We start from the raw sequence: 22,738 nt of genomic DNA on the forward strand, positions 1-22,738 counted from the left end.
TAAAAAAACGGCCGCCGGTAATTAGCCGCGACCGTAAAAGGAGCAATTGCGTAACGGTTTACATGCCCCAGTGCATCAGTACCAGCACCAGGATGACGAGGAATATGGTTTCCCCCAGCATAAGTAAAATGGGTTTGATCCCCACTGCGGCCAGTTCCTTGAGTTGAGTTTTCATACCCAGGGCACTGATGGCCACCACCAGACACCAACGGGACAACTCGTTGGTGAAGTTCTGCACTGCGGGGACCACCCAGCCGGTACTGTTGATACAGGCCAGTATCAGGAAGCCCACGGCAAACCAGGGCAGCAGTGGCGGCCGTTTGCCGGTGGGATCGGCTCCCTGCATGCGGGTAATCATGGCTGCGCACACAATCACCGGCAGCAGCATGGCTACGCGCATCAGCTTGACCACGGTGGCGGTATCGCCGGTCTCGGTCGACATGCTGTAGCCGGCACCCACCACTTGAGCCACATCGTGAATGGTGGCGCCAAGGAAAACACCGGCCATCTGGGGCGACAGTTCAAGCCAGTTGGCAATCATCGGATAGACGATCATGGCCATGGTCGACAGGGCTGACACACCAATTACAGTGAACAGCGTTGCCCGCTCCTTCTGCGGATGGTTAGGCAAAGCCGCGGCCAGCGCCAGTGCTGCCGAAGCCCCGCAAATCGCAGTGGCCCCGCCGGTGAGCATGCCGAACAAGCGTTGAAAGCCCATGGCTTTGGCGGCGACTACCGACACCAGGATGGTCACCACCACCAGGGTCACCACCAGCGCCACCGGTTTCCAGCCCATGGCGACGATCTGCTCCAGCGTAATGCGCATCCCTAACAGCGCTACGCCTATGCGCAACACCGTCCGCGCGGTGAACTCGATACCAGGCTTGCAGATGCTGTCCGCCGCTAGAAAATTCAACGCCATACCCAGCAACAGTGCGAACAGCATCACCGGGGCACCGTAGTGTTCGGAGAGAAAACTTGCTGCTGCAGCCACAATCAGGCTGACGATAAAACCGGGGGCCAGTTCACGCACGCGGCTGTGCGCCGCAGTGAGGGCAACCACACTCATGCTGCGCCCTCCCCGGCCACCAACACATATACCTGGCCGTTAACCACTTCCACCGGGTAGTTGGGGACTTTCAGGCCGGTGGTATTGAGCAGGTAGCCGCTGCTCAGATCAAAGCGCAGGCCATGGGCACAACACTGAATGACTCGGCCCTCCAGGCGGCCGGCACACAGAGATGCCCCCTGGTGCGGACAACTGTCGTCTATGGCATAGAGCTGGCCCGCGACATTGAACAACGCCAGGCTGTTGCCTTCGGCCTCGAACAGCGCCCGCTTATCAAGTGCCGGGACCTTTTGCGCAGGTACCGCTATGCGCCGGCTCATAGGCTTGAGCTCCTGTTTGTGTCCTGCTCAAGGGCTTGCTCCATGGCCTGCAACAATAGCTGCGGCGGCTGCGCACCACTGACCTCGATGCGCCGGTTGAAGATGAAGTACGGCACACCTCTGGCAGGCATGCCGTTATCGTCCAGGGGCGTCGCATCAGCGCTCAGGCAGTCGGCCAAAGCGTCTTGCGGATAGCCACACTCCTGCGCCATGGCCAGCAGGACGGCCGGGTCTGCGAGGTTTTTGCCGTCATGGAAATAGGCATCGAAGAGTTTTTCCAGCAAGGCATTGCGCCGGGCAGCTCCGCCCAGTGCCGAGGCGTGCTGCAACAGGCGATGGGCAGTGGCTGTATTGGGCATGACGTCGATGCCGCTCAGATCAAGGCTCAGCCCGGCATCGGCCGCAGCCTGTTGTACCTGTGCCTGACGCATGCGTACAGCTTCGGCGCTGCCCAGGCGCTGGCGGTAAAACTCGGCAAATGGCACGCCCTGTGGCGGCAGGTGCGGCAATAACTGCACGCCATGCCAGGCAAGCTCCTGCTGCACATCCGGATGCCTGATTCGCAGCAGGTCAAGGGCGCGCTCCAGATGACGCTTGCCAATCAGGCACCAGGGGCAAATAAAGTCGAAGAACACATCGATACGCAAAGTGGCGCTCACGATAAGACCTCACACGGGGATTTGCCGGGCGCTTGAGCGACCTGCTCCTCCTTTGAACGGGCGACATCATTGAGATAGTGATGGCGGGTGTAGAAGAAGACTGCCGCTGCCGCAACACTCATCAGTGGTACCCACTGCAAGGCTGCATGCAGGCCGATAATGTCCGAGACCCGGCCGGTGATCAGTGGCCCCGGGGCCAGGCCCAGCAGGTTGTTGACCAGCGTCAGAGTGGCGAATGCGGTGCCGTGTACCGAGTAATGGGTCAGGTTCGCCACCATGGCTGCGGCTGTACCGTTGGTACCCGCAACCACCAGCATGCCCATACCGATCAACAGTAATTGCACGGGGCCTGGAGGTAGCAACAATGCCACCGAGAGCAACAGGCAACTGCTCAGGCAGTAAACAATGGATATTTCGATTTTGCGCAGCGGTGACTGACGGCACAGGCGATCACTGAGCATCCCGCACATGACGGCTCCGGCTCCGCAACACAGCACCATGATCGCTGCCACACTGCCTGCCCGGGCCTCGCCCATTGCGTAATAACGGTTGAGGTAGCTGGGCATCCACACGATCAGGGTGCCGGAAACAAAAATCTGCAAGCCACTGCCAATGTAAGCGCCAATCACAGAGCGGGTGCTGTACAAGGTGCGTAACGAATTTTTGAGCGCCGTCGGGGTCTTGCTGCGTGTGCGGTTCAGACGTTGCGGGGAAATCCGCGACTCCTTGACGATGAGCGGATATAGCGCCGCCAGTATCAGGCCAAATAACGCCATGCTGGCGAATGACCAGCGCCAGCCCAGTTTCGCGGCAATCGCCCCGCCCAGGGCAATGCCCAGTACGGATCCAAACAGCCCGCCTGCCATAAAGGCGCTGGCCAGGGTTGCACGCATGGTTTTGGGAAACACCGATACCACCACGGCGATACCGACGCTGCCGTAGGCCGCCTCCCCGACACCCACCATGAAGCGCGCAATCAGCATGTGCTGATAGTTTTCTGCCAGGGCGCAACCCAGGGTGGCGAGGCTCCACAGCAAGGCCATCAGCGCCAGACTTCTAACGCGACCGAAGCGGTCGGCCATCAATGACAGGGGGAACGTCAGCAGACCGACCATCAAGGCGACAATGCCACTGAGCAGACCCAGTTGCCCGTCACTCAATGCCCACTCCTGTTTCAAGGTCGGGAATACCGCGTTGAGTACCTGGCGTGACATGTAATCGGAAATCAACAAGCCAAACGTCAGAGCAAACACTATCCAGGCGTACCGGCGTGGAATACCGGCGGACGTATCTTCTTCATCGCCCACAGCACTGTGGTGATAGGCCATGCTGCCTCCTCGGTGTCTTGCACCTGTTTTGTTATTATTTTTTGGTATTGCGTAACGCTTGAAACTGAGCGGGGGCAAGACCCAAAGTGGTCCTGCCCCCCGTTTTCTGACAATTAACCGCGTTGAGGTACACCTTTTTGCCCGGGCTTGCGGTTCGGTGCCATACCGTTGGCCAGCAGGGTCTGTTCAATGCTGTCGTACTGCACACCGATGCGATAAATCTCGCGCGCTTGCTTCCCGGTGGCAATTTCACGCCCCAGCTCGTGGGCGATACGCACGGTTTGCTGGATCTGCTGCACCGAGGTAAAGCGCTTTCCATGCTGGTCAATGATGGTGTCTTCAGTGCCCACTCGCGCATGCAAACCCATGGCCAGAGCCATGGTGTTGAGGGGCAGCATATTCTTCATCAGCGACTCGGACGTCAAGGTGCAGCCATCAGGTACGCGATTGATAAAGTTGAACATATTGAACGGGTTGGGACCGTCGAAGCCGCCACCGATACCGATCCACGTCAGGTTCAGCGGGCCTTTATACAGACCTTTGCGCACCATTCGCTCAAGGGTTTCGTAAGAGTGAATTCCGGTCAGCTGGAAGTGCGGTTGAATGTTGTTGGCTTGTAGACGCTTGAGGTGCTCGGTCACCCAGGCCGGACCTGCCGGCACGGTCATTTCACTGTAGGCCGCTTCGATGATGGGGTCGGCCAGTGAGGTGCCTTCCCGATATTCGGGGTACAGCAACTCCATGATATTCATCTGAATGGTATTGATTGCCACGGTGACCTGGTCGGGCTTGGGCGACAGCTCCGCGAGCATGTGCCGGGTATCGTCGGACAGCCACAGGGCCGCCTCGCCATCGCTTTCCGGCGCAAAGGAAATCGAGCCCCCAACCTGAATGATCATGTCCGGAACAGCTTCGCGCACCCCGCCAATCAGTTCATTGAACTTGGACAAGCGCTTGGAACCTTTCCCGTCCAGCTCACGGACATGCAAGTGCAGCACGGTGGCGCCTGCTTCATAGCAGTCCACGGCTATTTGTACCTGCTCATCCATGGTCACCGGGATGTCCTGGGGGAAGTCTTCGGGCATCCATTCCGGGGCATAAGGGGCGACGGTAATGACCACCTTTTCCATGTTTTCCGGATGCAGGGAATCGTCGAAAAATTGCATGTTCGTCTCCTTGTTTTTATTTTTGCCTGCCCAACGGACGGTGCTGGTACGGGCGTTTACCTGATTACAGGGGGGGCTCAGTAGGTCTTTTCGCCGATGATGCCGGCGCGTTCCATTTTTCGATGGCAGGCGGGGTAGTCCATCACTGCATAGTGCTGGGTACTGCGGTTATCCCAGATCGCGATGCTGTTGGGCTTCCAGCGCCAGCGCACCTGGTACTCGGGAATACTGGCCTGGCTTATCAGGTAGCGCAGGAGTTCGGGTGCGCCCTGGCTGAAGTCCTGGCCATAACGCACACGCGCAGCGGTGTGATAGTTGCTGAAGTGGGTCGTGAAACCATTGACGAACAACACCTTCTCACCGGTCTCTGGATGTGTACGCACCACTGGATGTTCTGCGTCCGGGTACTGGGCCTTGAGTGCCAGGCGTTTTTCGATGGGCATGGCGGCGCCGAAGGTCGCTTCGATGCTATGCCGTGCACGCAGGCCTTCAAGCTTGGCTTTGACATCGTCCGGCAGGCGCTCGTAAGCCACCACCATGTTGGCCCACATGGTGTCGCCCCCTACTGGAGGACACTCCACACAGCGCAGCACGCAGCCCATCGGCGGCGCCTCGCGCCAGGTGGCATCGGTGTGCCAGGAGTTCTCGTAACGGTCAACCGGGCTGTCGGGGTTTTTGTAGACTTGCACGAGCCCCGGGTGGTCCGGATGACTGCCAATCACGGGGTGGTCTTCCAGCTCGCCGAAGCGTCGGGCAAAGGCCACATGCTCGGCGCGGCTGATGTCCTGGTCCCTCAGGAACAGCACCCGATGCTTGAGCAGCTGGGCACGGATCTCTGCGAACAGACCCGCGTCATGTATGGCCTCGGCCAGGTTTACACCAAAGAGTTCTGCGCCGATATTGCAGCTAAGTTGCTCAACTTGCATGACTGACGCCCCCCTTAGATCACGAAGATTGAAGAGCCCGTGGTCTTGCGCGATTCCAGATCCCGGTGTGCCTGCACCGCGTCCTGCAAACTGTAATGCTGATTGATCTCGATCTTGATTTGACCGCTTCCAACCAGATCAAACAGTTCGCCGGCCAGATCGGCCTTTTCTGCCGGGTCGGCAATGTAATCGGCAAGTGCCGGGCGAGTCAGGTGCAGCGAGCCTTTGATTGCCAGCAATACCGGGTCCAAAGGCGGGATAGGGCCGGATGCAGTGCCAACACAGACCATCAAGCCACGGCGCTTGAGGGAGTCCAGCGAGCCCGCGAAGGTTTTTTTGCCGACACTGTCAAACACCACGTTTACGCCAACGCCGCCGGTCAACTCACGTACCCGTTTGGCGACGTCTTCGTGGCTGTAATTGATCACATGGTCGCAACCATGGGCACGGGCTACCTCGCCTTTGGCATCGCTGGACACAGTGCCTATGACTTTGAGCCCCAGCAGTTTTGCCCACTGCGAAACAATCAGGCCGACGCCTCCGGCTGCGGCGTGCAGCAAGATACTGTCGCCAGCCTTGAAGTCATAGATACGGCGCATCAAATAGGCAGAAGTGAGCCCGCGCATGGTCATTGCGGCGGCGGTCTCAAATGAAATGCTTTCGGGCAGTTTGATCAGGGGCGCTGCCGAGATCAGGCGTTCTGTACTGTAGGCACCCAGGGTGTTGAGAAAGCCGGTGTAGGTGACACGATCGCCTACAGCTACATTGCTCACGCCCTCACCCACTGCCACTACGATGCCGGCAGCTTCCACGCCCATGCCATTGGGCATCGGGATCGGGTAAGTGCCGTTGCGAAAATAGGTATCGGCATAGTTCAGACCGACAGCGACCTGGCGCAGCCGAACTTCACCCGGACCCGGGTCGCCCACTTCGGCCTCTTCAAGGCGAAGAACCTCGGGACCTCCGGTTTCATAAAAACGTACTACTTGGGCCATGCTTATTTTTCTCCAATCAACGTTCTGGATGCGCTACGGCGATTTACGTTGATTGGAATGTAAGCTGCGGGTTGTCGGCGTGCTTCTCATCAGACGACAGCCTCTTTTCATTTCATGACAGGGATCCAAACCTGTCAGCTGTCTTGCTCCGGCTTTTAAGCGGCCCTGCAGTGATTTGGCTTCATGCTCCCTCAGCCGAACCGGTGCGTTTGATGGCGCCATGGGGCAACTCAACCTGCGCGATGAGTCCACCGCCCATACGGTTTCGCAACAGTAGCTCGCCACCGTGCTGGCGCGCCATTGCCCGGGCCGAGGACAGACCAAGCCCTACGCCACCGGAGTCGCGATTGCGCGAGGGCTCAAGCCGGAAGAACGGAACGAATACGTTCTCCAGTTCCGAATCGGCAATCCCCGGTCCTTCATCGCTTACCTCGATACACACCGAAGTCTGGCCATTGATCAGTTCGATGCGTGGATGCCGGGCATACTTCACGGCGTTTTCCAGCAAGTTGGCGGTCATTCGCTTGATGCCCACCGGGCGGCCGAAATACACCAGGTGGGCAGGCCCTGAAAAAACCACGTCGATACCCTGATCGCTGTAGTCATCGATGACCGTCTGCAGCAGTTCGGAGAGGTCAAAACTGGTGGCTTGCTCGCGCAGGGTCTCGTCGCGGAAAAAGCCCAGGGCGGAGTTGATCATCGATTGCATTTCATCGGTGTCGCGGATCAATTTGCGTTGCTGGTCAATATCTTCAATGAACTCACAACGCAGCCGTATGCGGGTCAATGGCGCACGCAAGTCGTGGGAAATTGACGCCAGCATGAGGGTGCGCTCGGCAATGAATTGCTGGATTTTCGCCTGCATGGTGTTGTAGGCCATGATCGCCTGGCGTATTTCACGGGGGCCTTCGATGTCAATGGCGGGGGCATCAAGGTCGGTACCGAAGCGTTGTACGGCACTGGTAAAACGCTGCAGCGGGTCAGCCAGCTGGCGTGTGGCGAACCGCGCTACCAGCCAGGCGGCAAGAAGCCCCAGGGCAATAACCACGGCAAAACGCAACGCTGCACTCATTCCCCAACTGCGTTGCGGCGGGGTAAACGACAACCAGCTGCCGTCGTTCAATTGCACCAGCATGGCATAACGCGCTTGCGGGCTTTCGCTAGGCCAGTTGGCGGGCTGGAAGACTTCTATCCTGTGTTCGGTATTGTCCAGCAATCGATGCAGAACCGGCGACTGGTTCTGGTCGATGGCGGTGCCGGTTGCCGGAAGTCCGAAGCTGCTCCGGTGTTCGCTCCATAGCACCCCGAGTGATGGATTGCTCGCCGCAGCCGACAGCTGCTCCCGCAGTTGTGGCGGAGCCGCCTGGATGATGCGGGTAGTGGTCGCGACCTGATCCAGCAAGCCGATTTGATCCACTGGCGGTTTGGCCCAGACCCCGGCGACCTGCACAAACAGGGCATAGAGCACCAGCGAAGCGAGCATCGCCGCGACAATGGTCAGGGCAATCCGGCGTCTGAGGGTGTCAGCGTGGGCAATCAGACTCATCACGTGCGCGTCACCTTTGCGTTGAACAGGTAGCCGCCGTTACGCACGGTACGAATCAGGTCAGGACGCTTGCTGTCCGGTTCTATTTTGCGTCTCAGGCGGCTTACCTGCACGTCAATGCTGCGGTCAAAGGCTTCGTGATTATTGCCCCGCGTCAGGTCGATCAATTGTTCGCGGGAGAGGATGCGTTCAGGGTGTTCGAGAAAGACCACCAGTAAATCGAACTCACCGCCCGAGAGCGGAATCATGACATCGGCAGACGAACGCAACTCGCGGCGTGTTACGTCCAGGTGCCAGCCCGCAAAGCTGATCACCAGCCGTGTGTCTTCATTACGGGCTCTTACCGGATCACTGGCGCGACGTAGAACTGCCCGCAGGCGGGCCAGCAACTCGCGAGGATCAAAAGGCTTGGTCAGGTAATCATCGGCACCCAGTTCCAGGCCAACAATGCGGTCACTCAGCTCGCCCATGGCAGTCAGCATCACAATTGGAATGCCGGTGTTCAGGCGTAATTTTTGACAGAGGCTGAGCCCGCCTTCACCGGGAAGCATCAGATCGAGAATGATGAGGTCCGGCCGCTGGCGCCCGATGGCCGCCCACATGGCTTCTCCGTGGGTGACCAGTTCCACTTCATAAGCATGCAAGAGAAAGAACTTCTCCAGCAGTAATAGGATTTCCACATCGTCGTCGACGATCAGCAGCCTGCTCACATTAGCGATCCATGGGTAAATAAGGGGGGGCTATCTAAAACCATTCTGGCGTCAGGGTCATATATTTCAATCGTGAAACATTGCGCCTGTATGCGCATAAACCAGACATCTCCCGGCAAAACCCCTCAGGCAAACTGCGGGCAATTCATTCCGGGATGCCCTCGATGCCGACCTTGAGCAGCAAGGCCCAAAGCGCCAACGCTTTGATTCTGAACCAGCGCACCAGCAAAGTCTGGCGCACCGATCCAGTGCTTTTCCAGGAGTCTCGCCTGACGCTGTCCAGCGACCAGAAATCCATCGTTCTGGTCCGCTATATCGAGACTTACAGCCCGCAGTGCAGCCAGTGGGTGGAGTACTGCCACTCAATACCTGTTGCCGAGCTTACCCAATGGGTCATGGCCCATGGCGAACTGCATATAAATGGTTGCGAAAGCGGCACAGACGCTTGAGCACGACGTACATCCTTCATGAAAACACTCGCCCCGGGAACACCGATCCAATGCCAAGAAGTCTCTCGCTGCCGTTACTGGTAGCCCTGTGCATGTCACTCGCCGCTTGCGCCGGCAAAACCGTCTCTCCTGACGAATATTCTGGGTTTTTACAGGACTACAGCCAACTCACGGAAAAAAAATTGCCCTCTGGCCAACGGGTATTGTCCTGGGTAAACCCGCAGCGTGATCTCAAACATTACACCCGGGTGTATATCGAGCCTAGCCAGTACTACCTACCGCTGGTGCCGACCGACCGACGTTCACAGGCAATGCTCTCGGACCTGAGCCATTACTACGATGCTGCTCTGAAACAGGAGCTGGGCAAGGTCATGACCGTTGTCACGACTCCGGGCCCGGACACACTGATCGTCAGGCCCGCCATCATCACCGTGTCGGCCTCAACCCAGGGTTTGCGCTTTTATGAGTGGCTCCCCGTGACGCTGCTTGCCGCCGGCGTGAGTACGGCTATGGGCATCCGTGACCAGGACACACAAATCACCACTGAAGTCGCAGTTCTGGATGCCTGGGATCATGAGGTTGTGGCGCAGGTGGTCAGCAAAGGGGCCGGGCTGACGCTGAAGAATGACAAGCAGGCAATGAGCGTCGATGATTTCAAACCGGCACTCGATGGATCGGCCCTGGATATGCGCCAGGCCTATTTAGCCCACGCGCCCGATCTTGAGCCCTCGCCTTTATCGAAGTAGATGAACCATTGAAGCCAGGCTCCCACAGGTGTTGCTGCGCCGGGAGTCGTGTGGAGCTCCTGTGGGAGCTGGCTTGCCTGCGATGGCCGCTCCAGGTTTTACCTGATACACCGCGGTGCGTGCATCGCAAGCCAGCTCGCTCCTGCAGGGGGCGTGGATGACAATGGATCCGTTGCCTAACCCCGGTCGAAACGAAACGACGCGCCATATGCACTGGCCGGCAAATGACTGGCGCCGTCTGCCCGCAGTCGCGAACGCAAGGTACCCCGCTGGGGTTCGGTGCGATACAGGCCGCGCTTTTGCAACTCGGGAATAATCAGCTCGACAAAGTCTTCAAGGCTGCCGGGGCTGATCAGCGGGTTGAGCATGTAGCCCGTGGTCCCGCTGATCCGTGCGTGCTCTTCAATCTGCTCTGCAACCTGTTGCGGTGTACCCACCAGAATCAAGTCACTGCCCCGGGTGACGTTGGCAAAGCGCTGTTTGACGTCACCCGCAGTCAAGGGCTTGGCGCTGCCATCCGCTCGCATCACATAGGAGGTCATGCCTTCGGTGTGGGTGGACAGCGCATCACTGTCGGCGTAGCGACTGATGTCGATACCGGTATCACCGGCATAACTGACCAGTTGTGCCTGCAAGTGGTAATTGCTCTGCAGCTGGTCGTATTTGCGCCGGGCTTCAATTTCAGTTTTGGCGGTGACAATGCGCAACACGGTCAGTGACTTGACGTCCTGTGCCGGGCGGCCGAGGGCCAGGGCCTGGGCCCGGATTTCTTCCAGCCCCTGGCGGATCTCGTGGGGGTTGGACTTGGCCACGAAGATCAGTTCGGCGTGCTTGGCCGCGAAGGCCCTGCCCCGCCCTGACCAGCCGGCCTGGATCAGCAGCGGTGTACGTTGCGGCGATGGCGAGGTCAGATGCGGCCCGGCTACCCGATAGTGTTCGCCGGCATGGTTGATAGGGCGCACGCGATCACCCCGGGCATACAGTTGGCGTGCCTTGTCGGCAACCACGGCATCATCGGCCCAGCTGCCTTCCCAAAGCTTGTAGGCCACGTCCATGAATTCTTCGGCACGCTCATAGCGATCATCGTGTTTGATCATCTGCTCCAGACCGAAATTGCGTGCGGCACTGGACAGGTACGAGGTCACGATGTTCCAGCCGATCCGGCCATTGGTCATGTGATCCAGGGTGCTGAAGCGCCGGGCATGGGTAAACGGATGCTCGTAACTGGTGGTCACGGTCACACCGAAAGCCAGATTTTCGGTGATGGCTGCCAGTGCCGGAATGATCATCAGCGGATCATTGGCCGGGGCTTCCACGGCCCATTTCATGGCGGCATCGGCATTGCCGGCAAACACATCGTAGAAGCCCAGCACATCGCCGAAAAACAGCATGTCCAGGTGAGCCTGATCGGCGATCCGGGCCAGGTTCGACCAATAGCCCAGAGAGTTGATGCTCAGTCGCTCGTCTGCCGGGTGGGTCCACAGGCTTGGCGCACCACCACAGCCGACACTCGCTTGCTCGTAGAGGGCAAACAACAGAGGTTTGGGATCGGACATCATGATTCCTGAAAAAATGGATTAAACAAGGGACTGCCTCAGCGCTGATTTTTGAAACCTTTGCCGTAGTGGCGCTCCAGGCGGTGCTGGAGCAGTTCGAGTCCGATCGACAGCAGCCAGTAGATAACGGCTGCGGTGGTGAGCATTTCGATATAGCGATAAGTGGAGCGGCCGTAGGACTGCGCCAGGAACATCACTTCCCAGACCCCCATCACCGAAATCAGCGATGAATCCTTGAGCATGGAAATGAACTGGCTGGTGGTCGGCGGGATAATCGTGCGCATGGCCTGGGGCAGGATGATGTGCACGAATGTCGCCGTCGGCGAAAGCCCCAGGGCCATGGCCGCTTCGCGCTGGCCGGGCGCCACAGTCATGATGCCGGCGCGAAAGATCTCGCTCAGGTAGGCCCCGTAGTTGAGCGACAGGGCAATGATCCCGGCGCTGATTGCACCTGGAACCACGCCGATCTGGGGCAAGCCCAGATAGATCAGCAGGATCTGGATCAGCAGCGGCGTGCCGCGGAAAAAAGAGGCATAGAAGCTGGCGATACCGAAGGCCACAGCGCTGCGTGACAGGCGCGCGAGGGCGGTGACAAAACCCAGCAGCAACGACAGCCAGATCGAACACAAACACAGAAACAAGGTGAGCGCGGCGCCTTGCAGGAAACCGTTGGGCCCCAGATGCAGGCCCAACAGGTTGGGCAATTTATCAACAATGATCGAGAACTTCAGATCGAAGCTCATGAAGAACATCACGCACAAACCGAGCAAGGCCGCCCAGGTCAGATACAGCCGGGTGCGAAAGCCAAACAGCTGGCTCAGGCGCGACGCTGCGGTTTCGGGTAGTACCCCGGTCTTGGCGGGGTGTGGGTTGTGGGCTGTCATTGGCTGATATCGGCACCGATCCACTTCTGCGAAATTTTGCTCAGTGTGCCGTCGGCTTTCAGTTCACTAATGACTTCAGTGACCTTGGCACTCCACTGAGGATCGCCCTTTTCAATCGCCACCACATTGGGCTCTGCATACAGCGGGTCGCCGGCAATTTTGAAGCGAGGGTCATGGGCAATGCGTTCACGGGCGGTGATGAGGTTGGTGACCATCGCATCCAGGCGTACTCCGCTGCCCAGTGCCAGGTCCTGGAATGCCACTGTTTCATTATCGTACGGGGCGATCTGCACATTCTCGAACGGGTATTGCAGCGGTTTGTCCGTTGCCCCCTCGATCACCAGATCCTTGTTCAAATAGGCTTCATAGGTGGACGCGCTGCCCACGCCGACCTTCTTTGCGGACAAATCCTTGCCTGAAGCGATAGTGGTGTCCTGGGCATTGACCACGATCACCGCGGGCGACTGGTAGTACTCCACCGGAAAATCGAACACTTCGGCGCGAGCCTTGCTCGGCGTCATGGAGCACACGCAGATGTCGTAGCGCCCGCTCCAGCGGCCGGCTGCGATCACATCCCAGGAAGGCGTTTGCAGCTTGAGTTTCACCCCGAGCCGTTGCGCTACGGCCTTGGCGACATCAACATCAAAGCCGTCCAGCTGGTTCTGCTCGTTGAGAAAAGAGAACGGCGGATAGCTCTCCATCAATACCCCTCTAAGCTCACCTTTTTCGGTGACGCGATCCAGAGTGGAGCCGGCAAAAGCGGTGGTGCAGGTTGCGAGCAAAGCGAGGCTAAAAGGTAAGAGCGCTGCGGTTTTCAAAGACAAATACTCCAATCTGTTCAGAATGACCTGGATAGATTAAAACGCACTATAAATCGCGCTTGTACTTGTTTTATGGAATAAAAAGCTCGCTTCCAGCTATATCGCGTGACGGCTCGAAGCAGGCTTTGACCGGCCATACGACTAAACTCTCGCTCAAAGGCAGCGGCCAGTCACTGCAACTTCGGGCACATCTCCACACAACGCAATGCCTGGCGAATTAGTTGAAACTTCACAACCGCTTAAACCGCTGCCTCCTTGTTAAGTGGGTGCCGATATTTAGTCTTCACAGGATCAAGCACCTGTTGCCCACAGACTTACCCGTGCTTTCGAGTCCAGCAAAGATAGCCGCCCCGCCTTAAAAAGTTGTAATTGTGCAGCAGAAACATTTTATTATCTTTCATAACTTGTTCGTTTTGCGCGACAAAAAGTAACATTGTCCCGGACAAATAAATGTCCTGTATTGGCAGCATTTTTCTTGCTGTCAGGCATTTGTTTAACATTTGGAAATTATTATGAATGGCCACAATCTGACTTTTAGGAGTGATCCGATATGGTATATCACTCAGCGCGCAATAAACAATGTGTCGTGGTTCATGAAAGATCAGGCAAACAACATCAACCAACAGCGAAACAGAATCCTTAACGGCTCCAAAACCGGCGCGTTTGACCTGCTGGGTGAAGGGCAGGCGAAACAAGTCGCGCTGGCCCCGACCGGCAACCCGCAGCATAGTGATCCACTGATTACGGCCTACTGGTGCCCCTTCGTTCAAGGTAATGTATTGCCTGGCTTTGTCGATATACCCATGCATAATCCTGAGCATCAATTTGTATTTACAGCGGCAATGAATGGCTGTGCTCTGGTCACTACCACCTCTCCGCTGGGCAGCAACATGCTCAGGGTCTACCACCACCAACATCCAGACAGCCCCCATATCAATAACCTTATCAAGGCTCAGGGACAGACTATTATTTCCAGCATTAATGCCAATGACTATTGCCACCGCGACCAGAAGATTCCGGCACCTAATGCGTTCAACTTTTTACTTTATAAAGAAGGCAGGTGGAAATATGCCGTGCAACCGCAAACTTTCAACATGCTGACCCATGACGTGACCTTGAATCCAAGTATGCCCTCCAAGATCCTGGACATCTAAATATCACGCATTGACCCAACTCGTTACCCGTTATCGGGATATGTGCGGCCCTACGCTATTTTGCCGAAGCTCTAAAGTGCCAGGCGCACGAACCTCTTTATTGCAAAAATTGTGCGCCTGTTTTTACCTGATCCTGGAGCGTCGTAACTGCGGCCTTTCGTATGCCCGCCCTAAACAGTGTGTAGTTCTCTGGCGTGACCAGTCGATACGAAATCATGATGTTGCCGGCAGGTTGCTTGCCGATCATCTTGAGGGCCACCTCTGGTGACTTTTCCGCCTGCGCCCGTACATTCTGGAACACCGTGACCGAGATCATTGGCCGTTTCATTGCGCTGGGTGCGTCGACTGTCCAGGGCGCACCGCCGAGTCCCGCAGCCGATAACCGGTCTGCGGCTCAACAATTTTTATTCCCGGATAGCTGGGCAACACCTGTTTGATGCGCGACGCCGCGCTGATGCTTGGCGTCGCTAGGGGATTGAGCCGCTTACTTGATACCCTGGCCCAGGATCACGCCATTGACCGACTCGCCGTACAGGTTAACGCCGTCGCCCTCATGGTATTTCTTGCGGGTTTTTTCAACCGAGTTGTCCACCAGACGCGGATCCTGAGGCCGCTCCTGGCTATTGATGTAGGCGGCTACATCCCAGGCTTGAGCATCGGTCAGCGAACCGCCCTTGCCCAGCGGCATGTTTTGTTTGATAAACCCGGCGGCCGTATTGATACGGTGCATCCCCGCACCCCAGTTGTAAGAATCCTTACCCCACAGTGGTGGAAACACGTAGGTATCAGCAGACTTTTGCCCCTGCCCTTCTGCGCCATGGCAGATAGCACATTGATCGGCATAAATCTGTTTGCCTTTGACCAGGTCATAGCCTTTTTCCGGTGCAGGAATGACCGGGTACAGGCGCCCGGGCAGATCCACGCCCACAGGCGCCGTGGTCGCCAGCCAGTAGGCATAGGTGCTCAAGGCCTTGATCACATGACTGTCACTGGCGGGTGCCTTGCCATTCATGCTGAATTCAAAGCAACCCTGCATGCGCTCGGCAAAGGTATTGACCTTGTTGTTCTTTTTTCGATACGCCGGGTACATGCCATAAGCTCCCCAAAGCGGAGCGGACCCTGCCTTGCGACCTTGATCCAGGTGGCAATTGGTGCAGTTGAGGCCGTTGCCGACATAGTCAGCGGCATTTTTCTGGGTATTGACGAAAATATCTCGCCCTTCGCGCACCAGCACGCCAAAGGCGTTATCCGGCAACTCCGACTCCTGGGGCGGGGTAAATACCAGTGGGCCGGAAGGCTTGGCCGGCGCAGCCGCCACGCCAGCGTCAGGGTGCGCATCAGCCACCCCGGCAGCGGCGCTCGGGGCCTTGGCCACGGGTGTCATGCCGCGCTCTTCGTACCAGGTTTTGGCAGCCAGAAGCGGTACGGCGACGACAACGGCGATCAGTACTTTGGCAGGAAAGTTCATTGTTTGGCTCCCCCGCTCAGGCTGGCGAAATAGGTGGACAGATCTTTGATTTCGGCATCGGTCAGGGAGCGCGCGATATGGCCCATCAGGTCATTGGGGTCATTCTTGCGGGTACCACTGCGCCACGCGTTCAACTGGGCTGCGATGTAAGTCGCGGACTGCCCCAGCAGCGGAGGGAAACTCTGGCCAACGCCAGTGTCACTCACGCCGTGACACGCGACACAGGCCGGAATATTGCGACTCCAGTCGCCCTGCTTGACCAGTTTTTCCGCTGCCCCGCCAACACTGCCGGTGGCGGCTAAATCAACCGCCGGGGCCGGGACAGCCATGGTGCTCAGGTAGCTGGCAACTGCCTGTTCTTCGCTTTCGCTGAGGGCTGATGCGATGGGTTGCATCACCGCGTTGGCCCGTTTGCCGGAGCCAAAGTCCTCAAGCTGCTTGACCAGATAACCCTGGGGCAGCCCCGCCAGACGCGGGAAACCTGCGCTATCGGTACCCAGGCCATTGGCGCCATGACAGGTGGTGCAGGCCATGGCTAGCGGGGACTCGCCCCCCTGGGTGTAGATTTTTTGTCCTTGTGGATCGGCATTTGCCGCGGTCGCCAGCATAAAAACACAGGCGCTTACGCTGGTCTTGAGGCGGACTCTCGTTGCAAGACTCATGGTTCTGGACTCCTTCTTATTGGCTAATTCACGGCGTCAACCCACCTCGTGCAAGGTGTGTGAATTGAAAGCGACTGATTGCGCCGTAATATTTTTTAGGAATATCTTTATACCTAAAAGTAATACTGTCAATTTGCCCTGCTCTCCAGACCACGTGTTCAGCTGCTCTCACTCCACAGAACCTGCCGCCCATGGGTCAAATAAACCCCTACTGAGTAGGTATATACGACTCTGGGCGCCGCACATTTGCAGTCGTCGTTTATGAGTGAACACGACCCGGGGGCCCGGGCCGGTTGACAGGCCATTGCCCCTGCACTAGGTTGACGCAAACGTAAACGTCAGGCAGCAACGCACGCCAAAACAATAATTATAAGAGAGCCACCCATGAGCACGATGGCGATACTGATATCCCTTCTGTTGTTGATGTTTCTCGCCTACCGGGGCGTGACCGTACTGATCCTGGCACCGCTGATGGCAGCTCTGGCGGTACTGCTCAGCGGTGGCGCGACGCACATCATGCCCACTTACACCCAGCTGTTCATGAAAGAGCTGGGCCTGTACCTGATCAAGTTCTTCCCTCTGTTCATCCTCGGCTCGCTGTTTGGCAAGCTGGTGGCTGACTCAGGGGCCGCGCATACCATTGCCGACTGGTTCATGCGGCGCCTGGGCCGGCGCCATGTGATTCTCACGGTAGTGCTGGCCTGCGCTCTGCTGACATACGGAGGCGTGTCGCTGTTTGTGGTTGCTTTCGCCGTGTATCCGATCGGAGCGGTGATTTTTCGCGAGTCCGGCACTCCCAAACGCTACATGCCTGCCGCCATCGCCCTGGGTGCCTTCACTTTCACCATGACCGCCCTGCCCGGCGCGCCGTCGATCCAGAACGCCATTCCCACGGCCTACCTCGGCACCACCACCTTTGCCGCACCGGGCCTGGGCATCATCGCTTCGGTAGTGATGTTGTGGCTGGGCACCTGGATCTTGCAGTCACGGGCGCGCAAGGCGATGGCCAACGGTGAAGGCTACGGTGACCATGACATTGAAATCCCGTCGAACGACGCAGTACCCAGGCCCGGACTGCTGGTAGCGCTGCTGCCCATCATTGTGGTGATCGGCCTGAATGCGGCCTTCAGCTACTGGATTTTGCCTTCGCTGGACCTCAGTGTTCTGCGCGAGGAGCGCTTTGGCAGCATCGATCCTGCCAGCGTGGTGGGACTCTGGTCGGTATTGTTGGCACTGATGTGCGCCATCGTGTTCGTGATCGTGCTCAACTGGAAGCGCTGGGACAACCTGACGACCACCATCAACAAGGGCAGCCTTGGCGCAATGCTGCCCATCTTCAACACCGCCTCGGAAGTGGCCTATGGCGCGGTGATCGCCGGCCTGGCCGGTTTTGCGGTGATCAAGGCTGCCATTCTCAATTTTTCGCCGGAGCACCCGCTGATATCCACCGTCCTCAGCATGAACGTGCTGGCGGGAATCACCGGTTCCTCATCCGGCGGCCTGAGCATCGCCTTCCGCACCCTGGGCAGTGATTATCTGCGCATGATCGAGGCCGCCGGTATCAGCCCGGAACTGTTTCACCGGGTGGCCACCATTGCTGCCGGCGGCCTGGATACCCTGCCCCACTCGGGAGCAGTAATCACCCTGCTGGCAATCTGCGGCCTCAGCCACCGCCAGTCATACCCGCAAATTTTCATGATGACGACCGTGGTACCACTCACTGCCTTGCTGGTGGTGCTGGTACTGGGCTCGACGTTCGGCAGTTTCTGATCCAGGCCTACCACCAGAAGGATTTGACCATGACTACCCCGCACGCCGCTGTCAGACACCCGCAGTGGGAGACGGCCCCGCGTTTCAACATCGCCCGGGCCTGTTGCGACCGCTGGGCCGCCGAACCCGGGCGCATTGCGATTATTCAGAAAAACGCCGATGGCTCGGTACAGCAGCACAGTTTCCTGACCTTGCAACAGCAAGCCAACCGCCTGGCCAACAGCTTGCGCGAACAAGGTGTGCAGCCCGGCGACCGGGTCGGGATCATGCTGCCCCAGGGGCTGGAGGCCGGAACCGCACACATTGCCCTGTACAAGCTGGGGGCAATTGCGGTTCCGCTGTTCAAGCTGTTCGGCAGCGATGCCATCGAGCATCGCGCCTCGAACTGTTCAATGGGTGTGCTTATCACTGATAACAGCGGCCTGCAAAAGATTGAAAAGGTATGGGCCCGTCTCCCCGATTTGAAGCTGTGCTATGTCATCGACCCGGTCACGCAGCGGGCCGGGGTGCTGGATTATCATGCCCGGCTCAAGGACCAGAGTGACCAGTTCGAGACCCTCGACACCGGCGCTGAAGACCCGGCCCTGATCATCTATACCTCCGGCACTACCGGTCACCCCAAAGGTGCACTGCATGCCCATCGCGTATTGCTCGGCCACTTGCCGGGGGTCCGCAGCTCCCACGACGACTTCCCCCAGCCCGGCGACCGGATGTGGACCCCGGCTGACTGGGCATGGATTGGCGGCCTGCTGGACGTACTGTTGCCTGCCTGGTACCACGGCGTACCGGTGGTGGCCTACCGTGCCGAAAAGTTCGTCGCTGAAGAGGTGTTCGAGCTGATTGAAGAACTGCAGATCAAAAATGTCTTTTTCCCGCCGACCGCACTCAAGCTATTACGTCCTGTAGAAAACCCGCAGCAACGCTGGCAGCTGGCACTGCGCTCGGTTGCCAGCGGCGGCGAGTCGCTGGGCGACGAATTGCTGGCCTGGGGCGATCAGGCACTGGGGGTGCGGATCAACGAATTCTATGGCCAGACCGAATGCAACCTGGTGGTGTCCTCCTGCGCCTCCCTGGGTGTCTGCCGGCCACATGCAATAGGTCGGGCCGTCGAAGGTTTCAACGTTGCCATCATCGACGACTACGGGGTGGTCGTACCGACCGGGGACTCGGGGCATATTGCCGTGGCGACGCCCAACGGCAGCCAGATGCTGCGCTATTGGCAGAACACTGCGGCCACTGAAGAGAAATACCTCAACGGCTGGCTGGTGACCGGCGACAAAGGCTCGATGGATGAAGACGGCTATATCTTCTTTCTCGGGCGCAACGATGACGTCATCACCAGCGCCGGCTATCGCATCGGCCCGACGCCGATCGAAGACTGCCTGATCAAGCATCCGGCGGTAAAAATGGCTGCGGCTATCGGCAAGAAAGACCCGATTCGCACTGAAGTGGTGAAGGCATTTGTGGTCCTCAATGCCGGCTATGCCGCCAGCGCCGAGACCGTAGGGCAACTGCAGGCCCATGTCCGGGCCCAGCTGGCTGCCCACGAATACCCCCGGGAAATCGAGTTCCTCGACGAACTGCCGATGACCACCACCGGCAAAATCATTCGCAAGGCCCTGCGCGAACGCGAAGAGCACCGAACAGCCATGGAGCTTGATGTATGAACTTTGTAGGAAAAGCATTCGACGAAATCACCGAGGGTGAGACCTTTGGCCAGTCGCTGACCATCGACGCCTCCCATATCAGTCGTGCCTGCGGCATGTTTGGCGACTTCAACCCGTTGCACAGCGATGCCGAATTCTGCGCCGCCAGCCGTTTCGGCCGGCCAATCCTGCACGGGCCCATGACCGGCGCCTTTATGTCGGCCTCCATCGGCATGTACTTCTACGGCACAGCCGTGGCTTACCTTGAACATAATTGCCGGTTCGTCGCCCCGGTGTTTGCCGGGGACACTCTGAGGGTGCAATGGACCATCACCGAAACCCTGAACAAACCCAGGAGCAACGGCGGCATTGCCGTACTCACCGGCCTGTGCAGCAACCAGCGCGGCGAGCAGATCGCCGAGGCCAGCGGCAAGATCCTGCTCAGTAACCGGGCAGTGATGGATGCACGCTGACACTACAGATCAATGGCCGATATGCCGCTTAAACCCTGTGGGAGCTGGCTTGCCAGCGATGGCGGTGTGTCAGTCATACATCCGGCGAGGACATTGCACCATCGCGAGGCAAGCTCGCCCCCACAAATGCCGCTTACACCCTGTGGGAGCTGGCTTGCCAGCGATGGCGGTGTGTCAGTCATTACATCCGGCAATGACATTGCGCCATCGCGAGGGAAGCTCGCTCCCACAAATGCCGCTATCACCCTGTGGGAGCTGGCTTGCCAGCGATGGCGGTGTGTCAGTCATTACATCCGGCAAGGACATTGCGCCATCGCGAGGCAAGCTCGCTCCTACAAATGCCGCTACACCCTGTGGGAGCTGGCTTGCCAGCGATGGCGGTGTGTCATTTATTTCATCCGGCAAGGACATTGCGCCATCGCGAGGCAAGCTCGCTCCTACAAATGCCGCTTACACCCTGTGGGAGCTGGCTTGCCAGCGATGGCGGTGTGTCATTTATTTCATCCGGCAAGGACATTGCGCCATCGCGAGGCAAGCTCGCTCCTACAAATGCCGCTTACACCCTGTGGGAGCTGGCTTGCCAGCGATGGCGGTGAGTCAGTCCTTACATCCGACAAGGACATTGCGCCATCGCGAGGCAAGCTCGCTCCTACACTTGCCAGGAGCAAAGCCAGCGCCTGGCGCATACCCCATGCTTAAACGTCATGATCCCCGGTTTTCTTGCGTGATAGTCTTGCCGCACTATGAACAGCGGGCATTGATCGTATTTTGACGATGGCCAGAACCAGGAAAGAACATGTCCAAAATTTCCCACTCAGATCTTCGTCGCAATTTTCGTGAACTGCTGGCCACGCCAATGTGCGTCGAAACTGCTTCTGTTTTCGACCCCATGTCCGCCCGCATCGCTGCCGATCTTGGCTTTGAGGTCGGCATCCTGGGCGGCTCGGTAGCGTCGCTGCAGGTACTGGCAGCCCCCGATTTTGCGTTGATCACCCTGAGTGAGTTCGTTGAACAGGCCACCCGCATCGGCCGCGTGGCCCAGCTGCCCTTCATAGCCGATGCCGACCACGGCTATGGCAATGCCCTGAATGTGATGCGCACCGTCGAAGAACTGGAGCGCGCCGGGGTTGCGGCACTGACCATTGAAGACACCCTGCTGCCCGCCCAGTTCGCGCGCAAATCCACTGACCTGATTTCCATCGAGGAAGGCATTGGCAAGGTCAAGGCCGCCCTGGAAGCCCGTGTCGATCCCGGTCTCTCAATCATTGCCCGGACCAATGCCGGGGTGTTGCCAACCAGTGCCATCATCGAACGCACCCTGGCCTACGAGAAAGCCGGTGCCGATGGTATCTGCATCGTCGGCATCAAGGACTTCGAGCACCTTGAGCAGATCTCGGAAAAACTCAGCGTGCCCTTGATGCTGGTGACTTACGGCAACCCCGAACTCAATGACAGCCAGCGCCTGGCAAGTCTGGGCGTGCGCGTGGTGGTGGCCGGACATGCAGCCTACTTTGCCGCCATCAAGGCCACCTACGACAGCCTGCGGGCCCAGCGCCAGCTGACCCACAGCACCTCCAATCTGAGCGCCACAGAATTGACCCACACCTATACGCTGCCGGAAAACTATGTGGCCTGGGCCAAGGAGTTCATGGATGTACAAGAGTGATCAGTGCTCGCCTCGCTACGCCAACCAGTAACCACCCGCACACGCTTCGGCCGGTCTTGTACTGCTGACCGGCCAATGGCCTACAGGTAGATGATCTCCACCGTTGCGCTGGCGTCCAGCTGGATCACCCGGGTCTGGTCCAGAGTATCGAGCGGCGCAATGCGCGTGCTCAGCAGCAACTGTCCGGAGTAACTGGCAAATGCCCCGAGGGTGCCGGTTCCGGGAGCGGCAAATGCCAGTACGAAACGGTTGTCGACGATACCGGTGAGGTTGGGTATCCAGGTGGCACTTCCTGTCTGCCTGGAGATGGCTGCTACGGTTTGCCCGTCAGCGACAGTGGCATCCCCGTAGAGGATCTCCAGGCTGCCAATCGGCGCACCCCGGCCATCCTTGCCCATGCTGAAATACTGCGTGCCCACAGGCAGGCTGCCATAGGCGGCATGGTTGTCGGTCCATTGCAGGCCAACCGGCACCGCATACCCGCAACTGATCGACCAGCCCAGGTTCCTGGCCGGCAACAGGGTTTCACGGCTGCTATCGGCGTTCAGGTCACTGCGCTGCAGCACCCCGTAGTCAACGTGACCGCCATTCTCCAGACGGATATCACAGGCCGCCGGGTGAGTGGTGGCGCTAATACTCAGGTCTACGCTGGAGGCACTCTGTGCAGTGCCCGCAACAACCAACAACAGCAGGAGCAAGCTAGTTAAGGGACGCATAAAATCAC

Annotated in this window: 23 protein-coding genes; 7 read left to right on the forward strand and 16 right to left on the reverse strand. The window is 58.3% G+C overall.

The annotated features are described in order from the left end of the window. Nucleotides 1–58 precede the first annotated feature (58 nt). The 9 genes from WG29040_RS00875 to WG29040_RS00915 all read right to left on the reverse strand — a co-directional run bounded on the left by WG29040_RS00875 (nucleotide 59) and on the right by WG29040_RS00915 (nucleotide 8,719). On the reverse strand, nucleotides 59–1,069 hold the full coding sequence (locus WG29040_RS00875) for a YeiH family protein (RefSeq protein ID WP_127195395.1): 1,011 nt from the start codon (nucleotides 1,067–1,069) through the stop codon (nucleotides 59–61). Continuing rightward, nucleotides 1,066–1,389 carry a Rieske 2Fe-2S domain-containing protein gene (locus WG29040_RS00880; RefSeq protein ID WP_003445551.1) on the reverse strand — a complete coding sequence of 108 codons (324 nt, stop codon included), beginning with the start codon at nucleotides 1,387–1,389 and terminating at the stop codon, nucleotides 1,066–1,068. Before WG29040_RS00880 ends, WG29040_RS00875 begins: the two co-directional genes overlap by 4 nt. Beyond that, nucleotides 1,386–2,048, reverse strand: coding sequence for a DsbA family protein (locus WG29040_RS00885; RefSeq protein ID WP_127195396.1), 663 nt, complete (start codon nucleotides 2,046–2,048; stop codon nucleotides 1,386–1,388). Before WG29040_RS00885 ends, WG29040_RS00880 begins: the two co-directional genes overlap by 4 nt. Further along, complete coding sequence (locus tag WG29040_RS00890) at nucleotides 2,045–3,376, reverse strand: MFS transporter (RefSeq protein WP_003445548.1); 1,332 nt, start codon at nucleotides 3,374–3,376, stop codon at nucleotides 2,045–2,047. The genes WG29040_RS00885 and WG29040_RS00890 overlap by 4 nt, the downstream gene beginning before the upstream one ends. A gap of 113 nt (nucleotides 3,377–3,489) precedes the next feature. Further along, nucleotides 3,490–4,542: a 3-keto-5-aminohexanoate cleavage protein gene (locus WG29040_RS00895; RefSeq protein ID WP_003445546.1), complete on the reverse strand. Its 1,053-nt coding sequence runs from the start codon at nucleotides 4,540–4,542 to the stop codon at nucleotides 3,490–3,492. Nucleotides 4,543–4,619: 77 nt separating this feature from the next. Then, nucleotides 4,620–5,468, reverse strand: a complete 849-nt coding sequence (locus tag WG29040_RS00900; RefSeq protein WP_003445545.1) for a TauD/TfdA family dioxygenase — start codon at nucleotides 5,466–5,468, stop codon at nucleotides 4,620–4,622. Nucleotides 5,469–5,482: 14 nt separating this feature from the next. Next, on the reverse strand, nucleotides 5,483–6,463 hold the full coding sequence (locus WG29040_RS00905) for a quinone oxidoreductase (protein ID WP_127195397.1): 981 nt from the start codon (nucleotides 6,461–6,463) through the stop codon (nucleotides 5,483–5,485). Nucleotides 6,464–6,644: 181 nt separating this feature from the next. Continuing rightward, nucleotides 6,645–8,009: an ATP-binding protein gene (locus WG29040_RS00910; RefSeq protein ID WP_003445543.1), complete on the reverse strand. Its 1,365-nt coding sequence runs from the start codon at nucleotides 8,007–8,009 to the stop codon at nucleotides 6,645–6,647. Continuing rightward, a complete protein-coding gene (locus tag WG29040_RS00915) occupies nucleotides 8,009–8,719 on the reverse strand; it encodes a response regulator (protein WP_003445542.1) in 711 nt (236 codons plus the stop codon). The genes WG29040_RS00910 and WG29040_RS00915 overlap by 1 nt, the downstream gene beginning before the upstream one ends. A gap of 164 nt (nucleotides 8,720–8,883) precedes the next feature. Here WG29040_RS00915 and WG29040_RS00920 point away from each other — a divergent pair, with 164 nt between their 5' ends. Together WG29040_RS00920 and WG29040_RS00925 are read left to right on the forward strand one after the other, a co-directional pair. Next, a complete protein-coding gene (locus WG29040_RS00920) occupies nucleotides 8,884–9,168 on the forward strand; it encodes a hypothetical protein (RefSeq protein ID WP_010656504.1) in 285 nt (94 codons plus the stop codon). 50 nt (nucleotides 9,169–9,218) lie between these two features. Further along, nucleotides 9,219–9,914: a DUF3313 domain-containing protein gene (locus WG29040_RS00925; protein WP_050949475.1), complete on the forward strand. Its 696-nt coding sequence runs from the start codon at nucleotides 9,219–9,221 to the stop codon at nucleotides 9,912–9,914. A gap of 176 nt (nucleotides 9,915–10,090) precedes the next feature. Here WG29040_RS00925 and WG29040_RS00930 read toward each other — a convergent pair whose 3' ends face one another. From WG29040_RS00930 to WG29040_RS00940, 3 genes are read right to left on the reverse strand one after another with little or no spacing between them, the layout of a single operon-like run. Further along, nucleotides 10,091–11,470, reverse strand: a complete 1,380-nt coding sequence (locus WG29040_RS00930; protein WP_003445535.1) for an LLM class flavin-dependent oxidoreductase — start codon at nucleotides 11,468–11,470, stop codon at nucleotides 10,091–10,093. A gap of 38 nt (nucleotides 11,471–11,508) precedes the next feature. Continuing rightward, nucleotides 11,509–12,354 (reverse strand): amino acid ABC transporter permease, encoded by an 846-nt coding sequence (locus tag WG29040_RS00935; RefSeq protein WP_127195398.1) that lies wholly within the window; start codon nucleotides 12,352–12,354, stop codon nucleotides 11,509–11,511. Next, nucleotides 12,351–13,172, reverse strand: a complete 822-nt coding sequence (locus WG29040_RS00940) for an ABC transporter substrate-binding protein (RefSeq protein WP_127195399.1) — start codon at nucleotides 13,170–13,172, stop codon at nucleotides 12,351–12,353. Before WG29040_RS00940 ends, WG29040_RS00935 begins: the two co-directional genes overlap by 4 nt. Nucleotides 13,173–13,768: 596 nt before the next feature. Between WG29040_RS00940 and WG29040_RS00945 the strand changes: the two genes are divergently transcribed. Then, entirely contained in the window at nucleotides 13,769–14,329 is a 561-nt protein-coding gene (locus WG29040_RS00945) for a hypothetical protein (protein ID WP_127195400.1), read from the forward strand. A 97-nt stretch (nucleotides 14,330–14,426) separates the two neighbouring features. On the opposite strand, the gene WG29040_RS00950 is transcribed toward WG29040_RS00945, so the two are convergent. The 3 genes from WG29040_RS00950 to WG29040_RS00960 all read right to left on the reverse strand — a co-directional run bounded on the left by WG29040_RS00950 (nucleotide 14,427) and on the right by WG29040_RS00960 (nucleotide 16,459). Beyond that, complete coding sequence (locus tag WG29040_RS00950; protein ID WP_127195401.1) at nucleotides 14,427–14,645, reverse strand: hypothetical protein; 219 nt, start codon at nucleotides 14,643–14,645, stop codon at nucleotides 14,427–14,429. Nucleotides 14,646–14,813: 168 nt separating this feature from the next. Next, a complete protein-coding gene (locus WG29040_RS00955; protein ID WP_003445529.1) occupies nucleotides 14,814–15,797 on the reverse strand; it encodes a c-type cytochrome in 984 nt (327 codons plus the stop codon). Further along, nucleotides 15,794–16,459: a c-type cytochrome gene (locus WG29040_RS00960; protein ID WP_003445527.1), complete on the reverse strand. Its 666-nt coding sequence runs from the start codon at nucleotides 16,457–16,459 to the stop codon at nucleotides 15,794–15,796. Before WG29040_RS00960 ends, WG29040_RS00955 begins: the two co-directional genes overlap by 4 nt. 384 nt (nucleotides 16,460–16,843) lie before the next feature. On the opposite strand from WG29040_RS00960, the gene WG29040_RS00965 reads away from it, so the two are divergent. The 4 genes from WG29040_RS00965 (at nucleotide 16,844) to WG29040_RS00980 (ending at nucleotide 22,014) form a co-directional block, all read left to right on the forward strand. Next, nucleotides 16,844–18,229, forward strand: a complete 1,386-nt coding sequence (locus WG29040_RS00965) for a GntP family permease (protein ID WP_003445524.1) — start codon at nucleotides 16,844–16,846, stop codon at nucleotides 18,227–18,229. 29 nt (nucleotides 18,230–18,258) lie between these two features. Continuing rightward, nucleotides 18,259–19,896: an AMP-binding protein gene (locus tag WG29040_RS00970; RefSeq protein ID WP_010656509.1), complete on the forward strand. Its 1,638-nt coding sequence runs from the start codon at nucleotides 18,259–18,261 to the stop codon at nucleotides 19,894–19,896. Beyond that, a complete protein-coding gene (locus tag WG29040_RS00975) occupies nucleotides 19,893–20,348 on the forward strand; it encodes a MaoC/PaaZ C-terminal domain-containing protein (protein ID WP_003445520.1) in 456 nt (151 codons plus the stop codon). Before WG29040_RS00970 ends, WG29040_RS00975 begins: the two co-directional genes overlap by 4 nt. 796 nt (nucleotides 20,349–21,144) lie before the next feature. Beyond that, nucleotides 21,145–22,014 (forward strand): oxaloacetate decarboxylase, encoded by an 870-nt coding sequence (locus tag WG29040_RS00980; RefSeq protein WP_003445517.1) that lies wholly within the window; start codon nucleotides 21,145–21,147, stop codon nucleotides 22,012–22,014. A gap of 80 nt (nucleotides 22,015–22,094) precedes the next feature. Here WG29040_RS00980 and WG29040_RS00985 read toward each other — a convergent pair whose 3' ends face one another. After that, entirely contained in the window at nucleotides 22,095–22,730 is a 636-nt protein-coding gene (locus WG29040_RS00985) for a DUF1120 domain-containing protein (protein WP_127195402.1), read from the reverse strand. Nucleotides 22,731–22,738: the final 8 nt, after the last annotated feature.

It is taken from the genome of Pseudomonas sp. PAMC 29040, assembly GCF_003994535.1.
In the GTDB taxonomy this organism is placed as follows: Bacteria; Pseudomonadota; Gammaproteobacteria; order Pseudomonadales; family Pseudomonadaceae; genus Aquipseudomonas; species Aquipseudomonas paraversuta.

Excerpts from the sequence above, each read along its gene's own strand:
- WG29040_RS00880 (WP_003445551.1), bottom strand. The coding sequence starts at position 1,389 with ATGAGCCGGCGCATAGCGGTACCTGCGCAAAAGGTCCCGGCACTTGAT.
- WG29040_RS00895 (WP_003445546.1), bottom strand. The coding sequence starts at position 4,542 with ATGCAATTTTTCGACGATTCCCTGCATCCGGAAAACATGGAAAAGGTG.
- WG29040_RS00905 (WP_127195397.1), bottom strand. The coding sequence starts at position 6,463 with ATGGCCCAAGTAGTACGTTTTTATGAAACCGGAGGTCCCGAGGTTCTT.
- WG29040_RS00950 (WP_127195401.1), bottom strand. The coding sequence starts at position 14,645 with ATGATCTCGGTCACGGTGTTCCAGAATGTACGGGCGCAGGCGGAAAAG.
- WG29040_RS00960 (WP_003445527.1), bottom strand. The coding sequence starts at position 16,459 with ATGAGTCTTGCAACGAGAGTCCGCCTCAAGACCAGCGTAAGCGCCTGT.
- WG29040_RS00975 (WP_003445520.1), top strand. The coding sequence starts at position 19,893 with ATGAACTTTGTAGGAAAAGCATTCGACGAAATCACCGAGGGTGAGACC.
- WG29040_RS00920 (WP_010656504.1), top strand. The coding sequence starts at position 8,884 with ATGCCGACCTTGAGCAGCAAGGCCCAAAGCGCCAACGCTTTGATTCTG.
- WG29040_RS00910 (WP_003445543.1), bottom strand. The coding sequence starts at position 8,009 with ATGAGTCTGATTGCCCACGCTGACACCCTCAGACGCCGGATTGCCCTG.
- WG29040_RS00955 (WP_003445529.1), bottom strand. The coding sequence starts at position 15,797 with ATGAACTTTCCTGCCAAAGTACTGATCGCCGTTGTCGTCGCCGTACCG.
- WG29040_RS00925 (WP_050949475.1), top strand. The coding sequence starts at position 9,219 with ATGCCAAGAAGTCTCTCGCTGCCGTTACTGGTAGCCCTGTGCATGTCA.
- WG29040_RS00930 (WP_003445535.1), bottom strand. The coding sequence starts at position 11,470 with ATGTCCGATCCCAAACCTCTGTTGTTTGCCCTCTACGAGCAAGCGAGT.
- WG29040_RS00935 (WP_127195398.1), bottom strand. The coding sequence starts at position 12,354 with ATGACAGCCCACAACCCACACCCCGCCAAGACCGGGGTACTACCCGAA.
- WG29040_RS00985 (WP_127195402.1), bottom strand. The coding sequence starts at position 22,730 with ATGCGTCCCTTAACTAGCTTGCTCCTGCTGTTGTTGGTTGTTGCGGGC.
- WG29040_RS00875 (WP_127195395.1), bottom strand. The coding sequence starts at position 1,069 with ATGAGTGTGGTTGCCCTCACTGCGGCGCACAGCCGCGTGCGTGAACTG.
- WG29040_RS00965 (WP_003445524.1), top strand. The coding sequence starts at position 16,844 with ATGAGCACGATGGCGATACTGATATCCCTTCTGTTGTTGATGTTTCTC.
- WG29040_RS00980 (WP_003445517.1), top strand. The coding sequence starts at position 21,145 with ATGTCCAAAATTTCCCACTCAGATCTTCGTCGCAATTTTCGTGAACTG.
- WG29040_RS00890 (WP_003445548.1), bottom strand. The coding sequence starts at position 3,376 with ATGGCCTATCACCACAGTGCTGTGGGCGATGAAGAAGATACGTCCGCC.
- WG29040_RS00970 (WP_010656509.1), top strand. The coding sequence starts at position 18,259 with ATGACTACCCCGCACGCCGCTGTCAGACACCCGCAGTGGGAGACGGCC.
- WG29040_RS00945 (WP_127195400.1), top strand. The coding sequence starts at position 13,769 with ATGAAAGATCAGGCAAACAACATCAACCAACAGCGAAACAGAATCCTT.
- WG29040_RS00900 (WP_003445545.1), bottom strand. The coding sequence starts at position 5,468 with ATGCAAGTTGAGCAACTTAGCTGCAATATCGGCGCAGAACTCTTTGGT.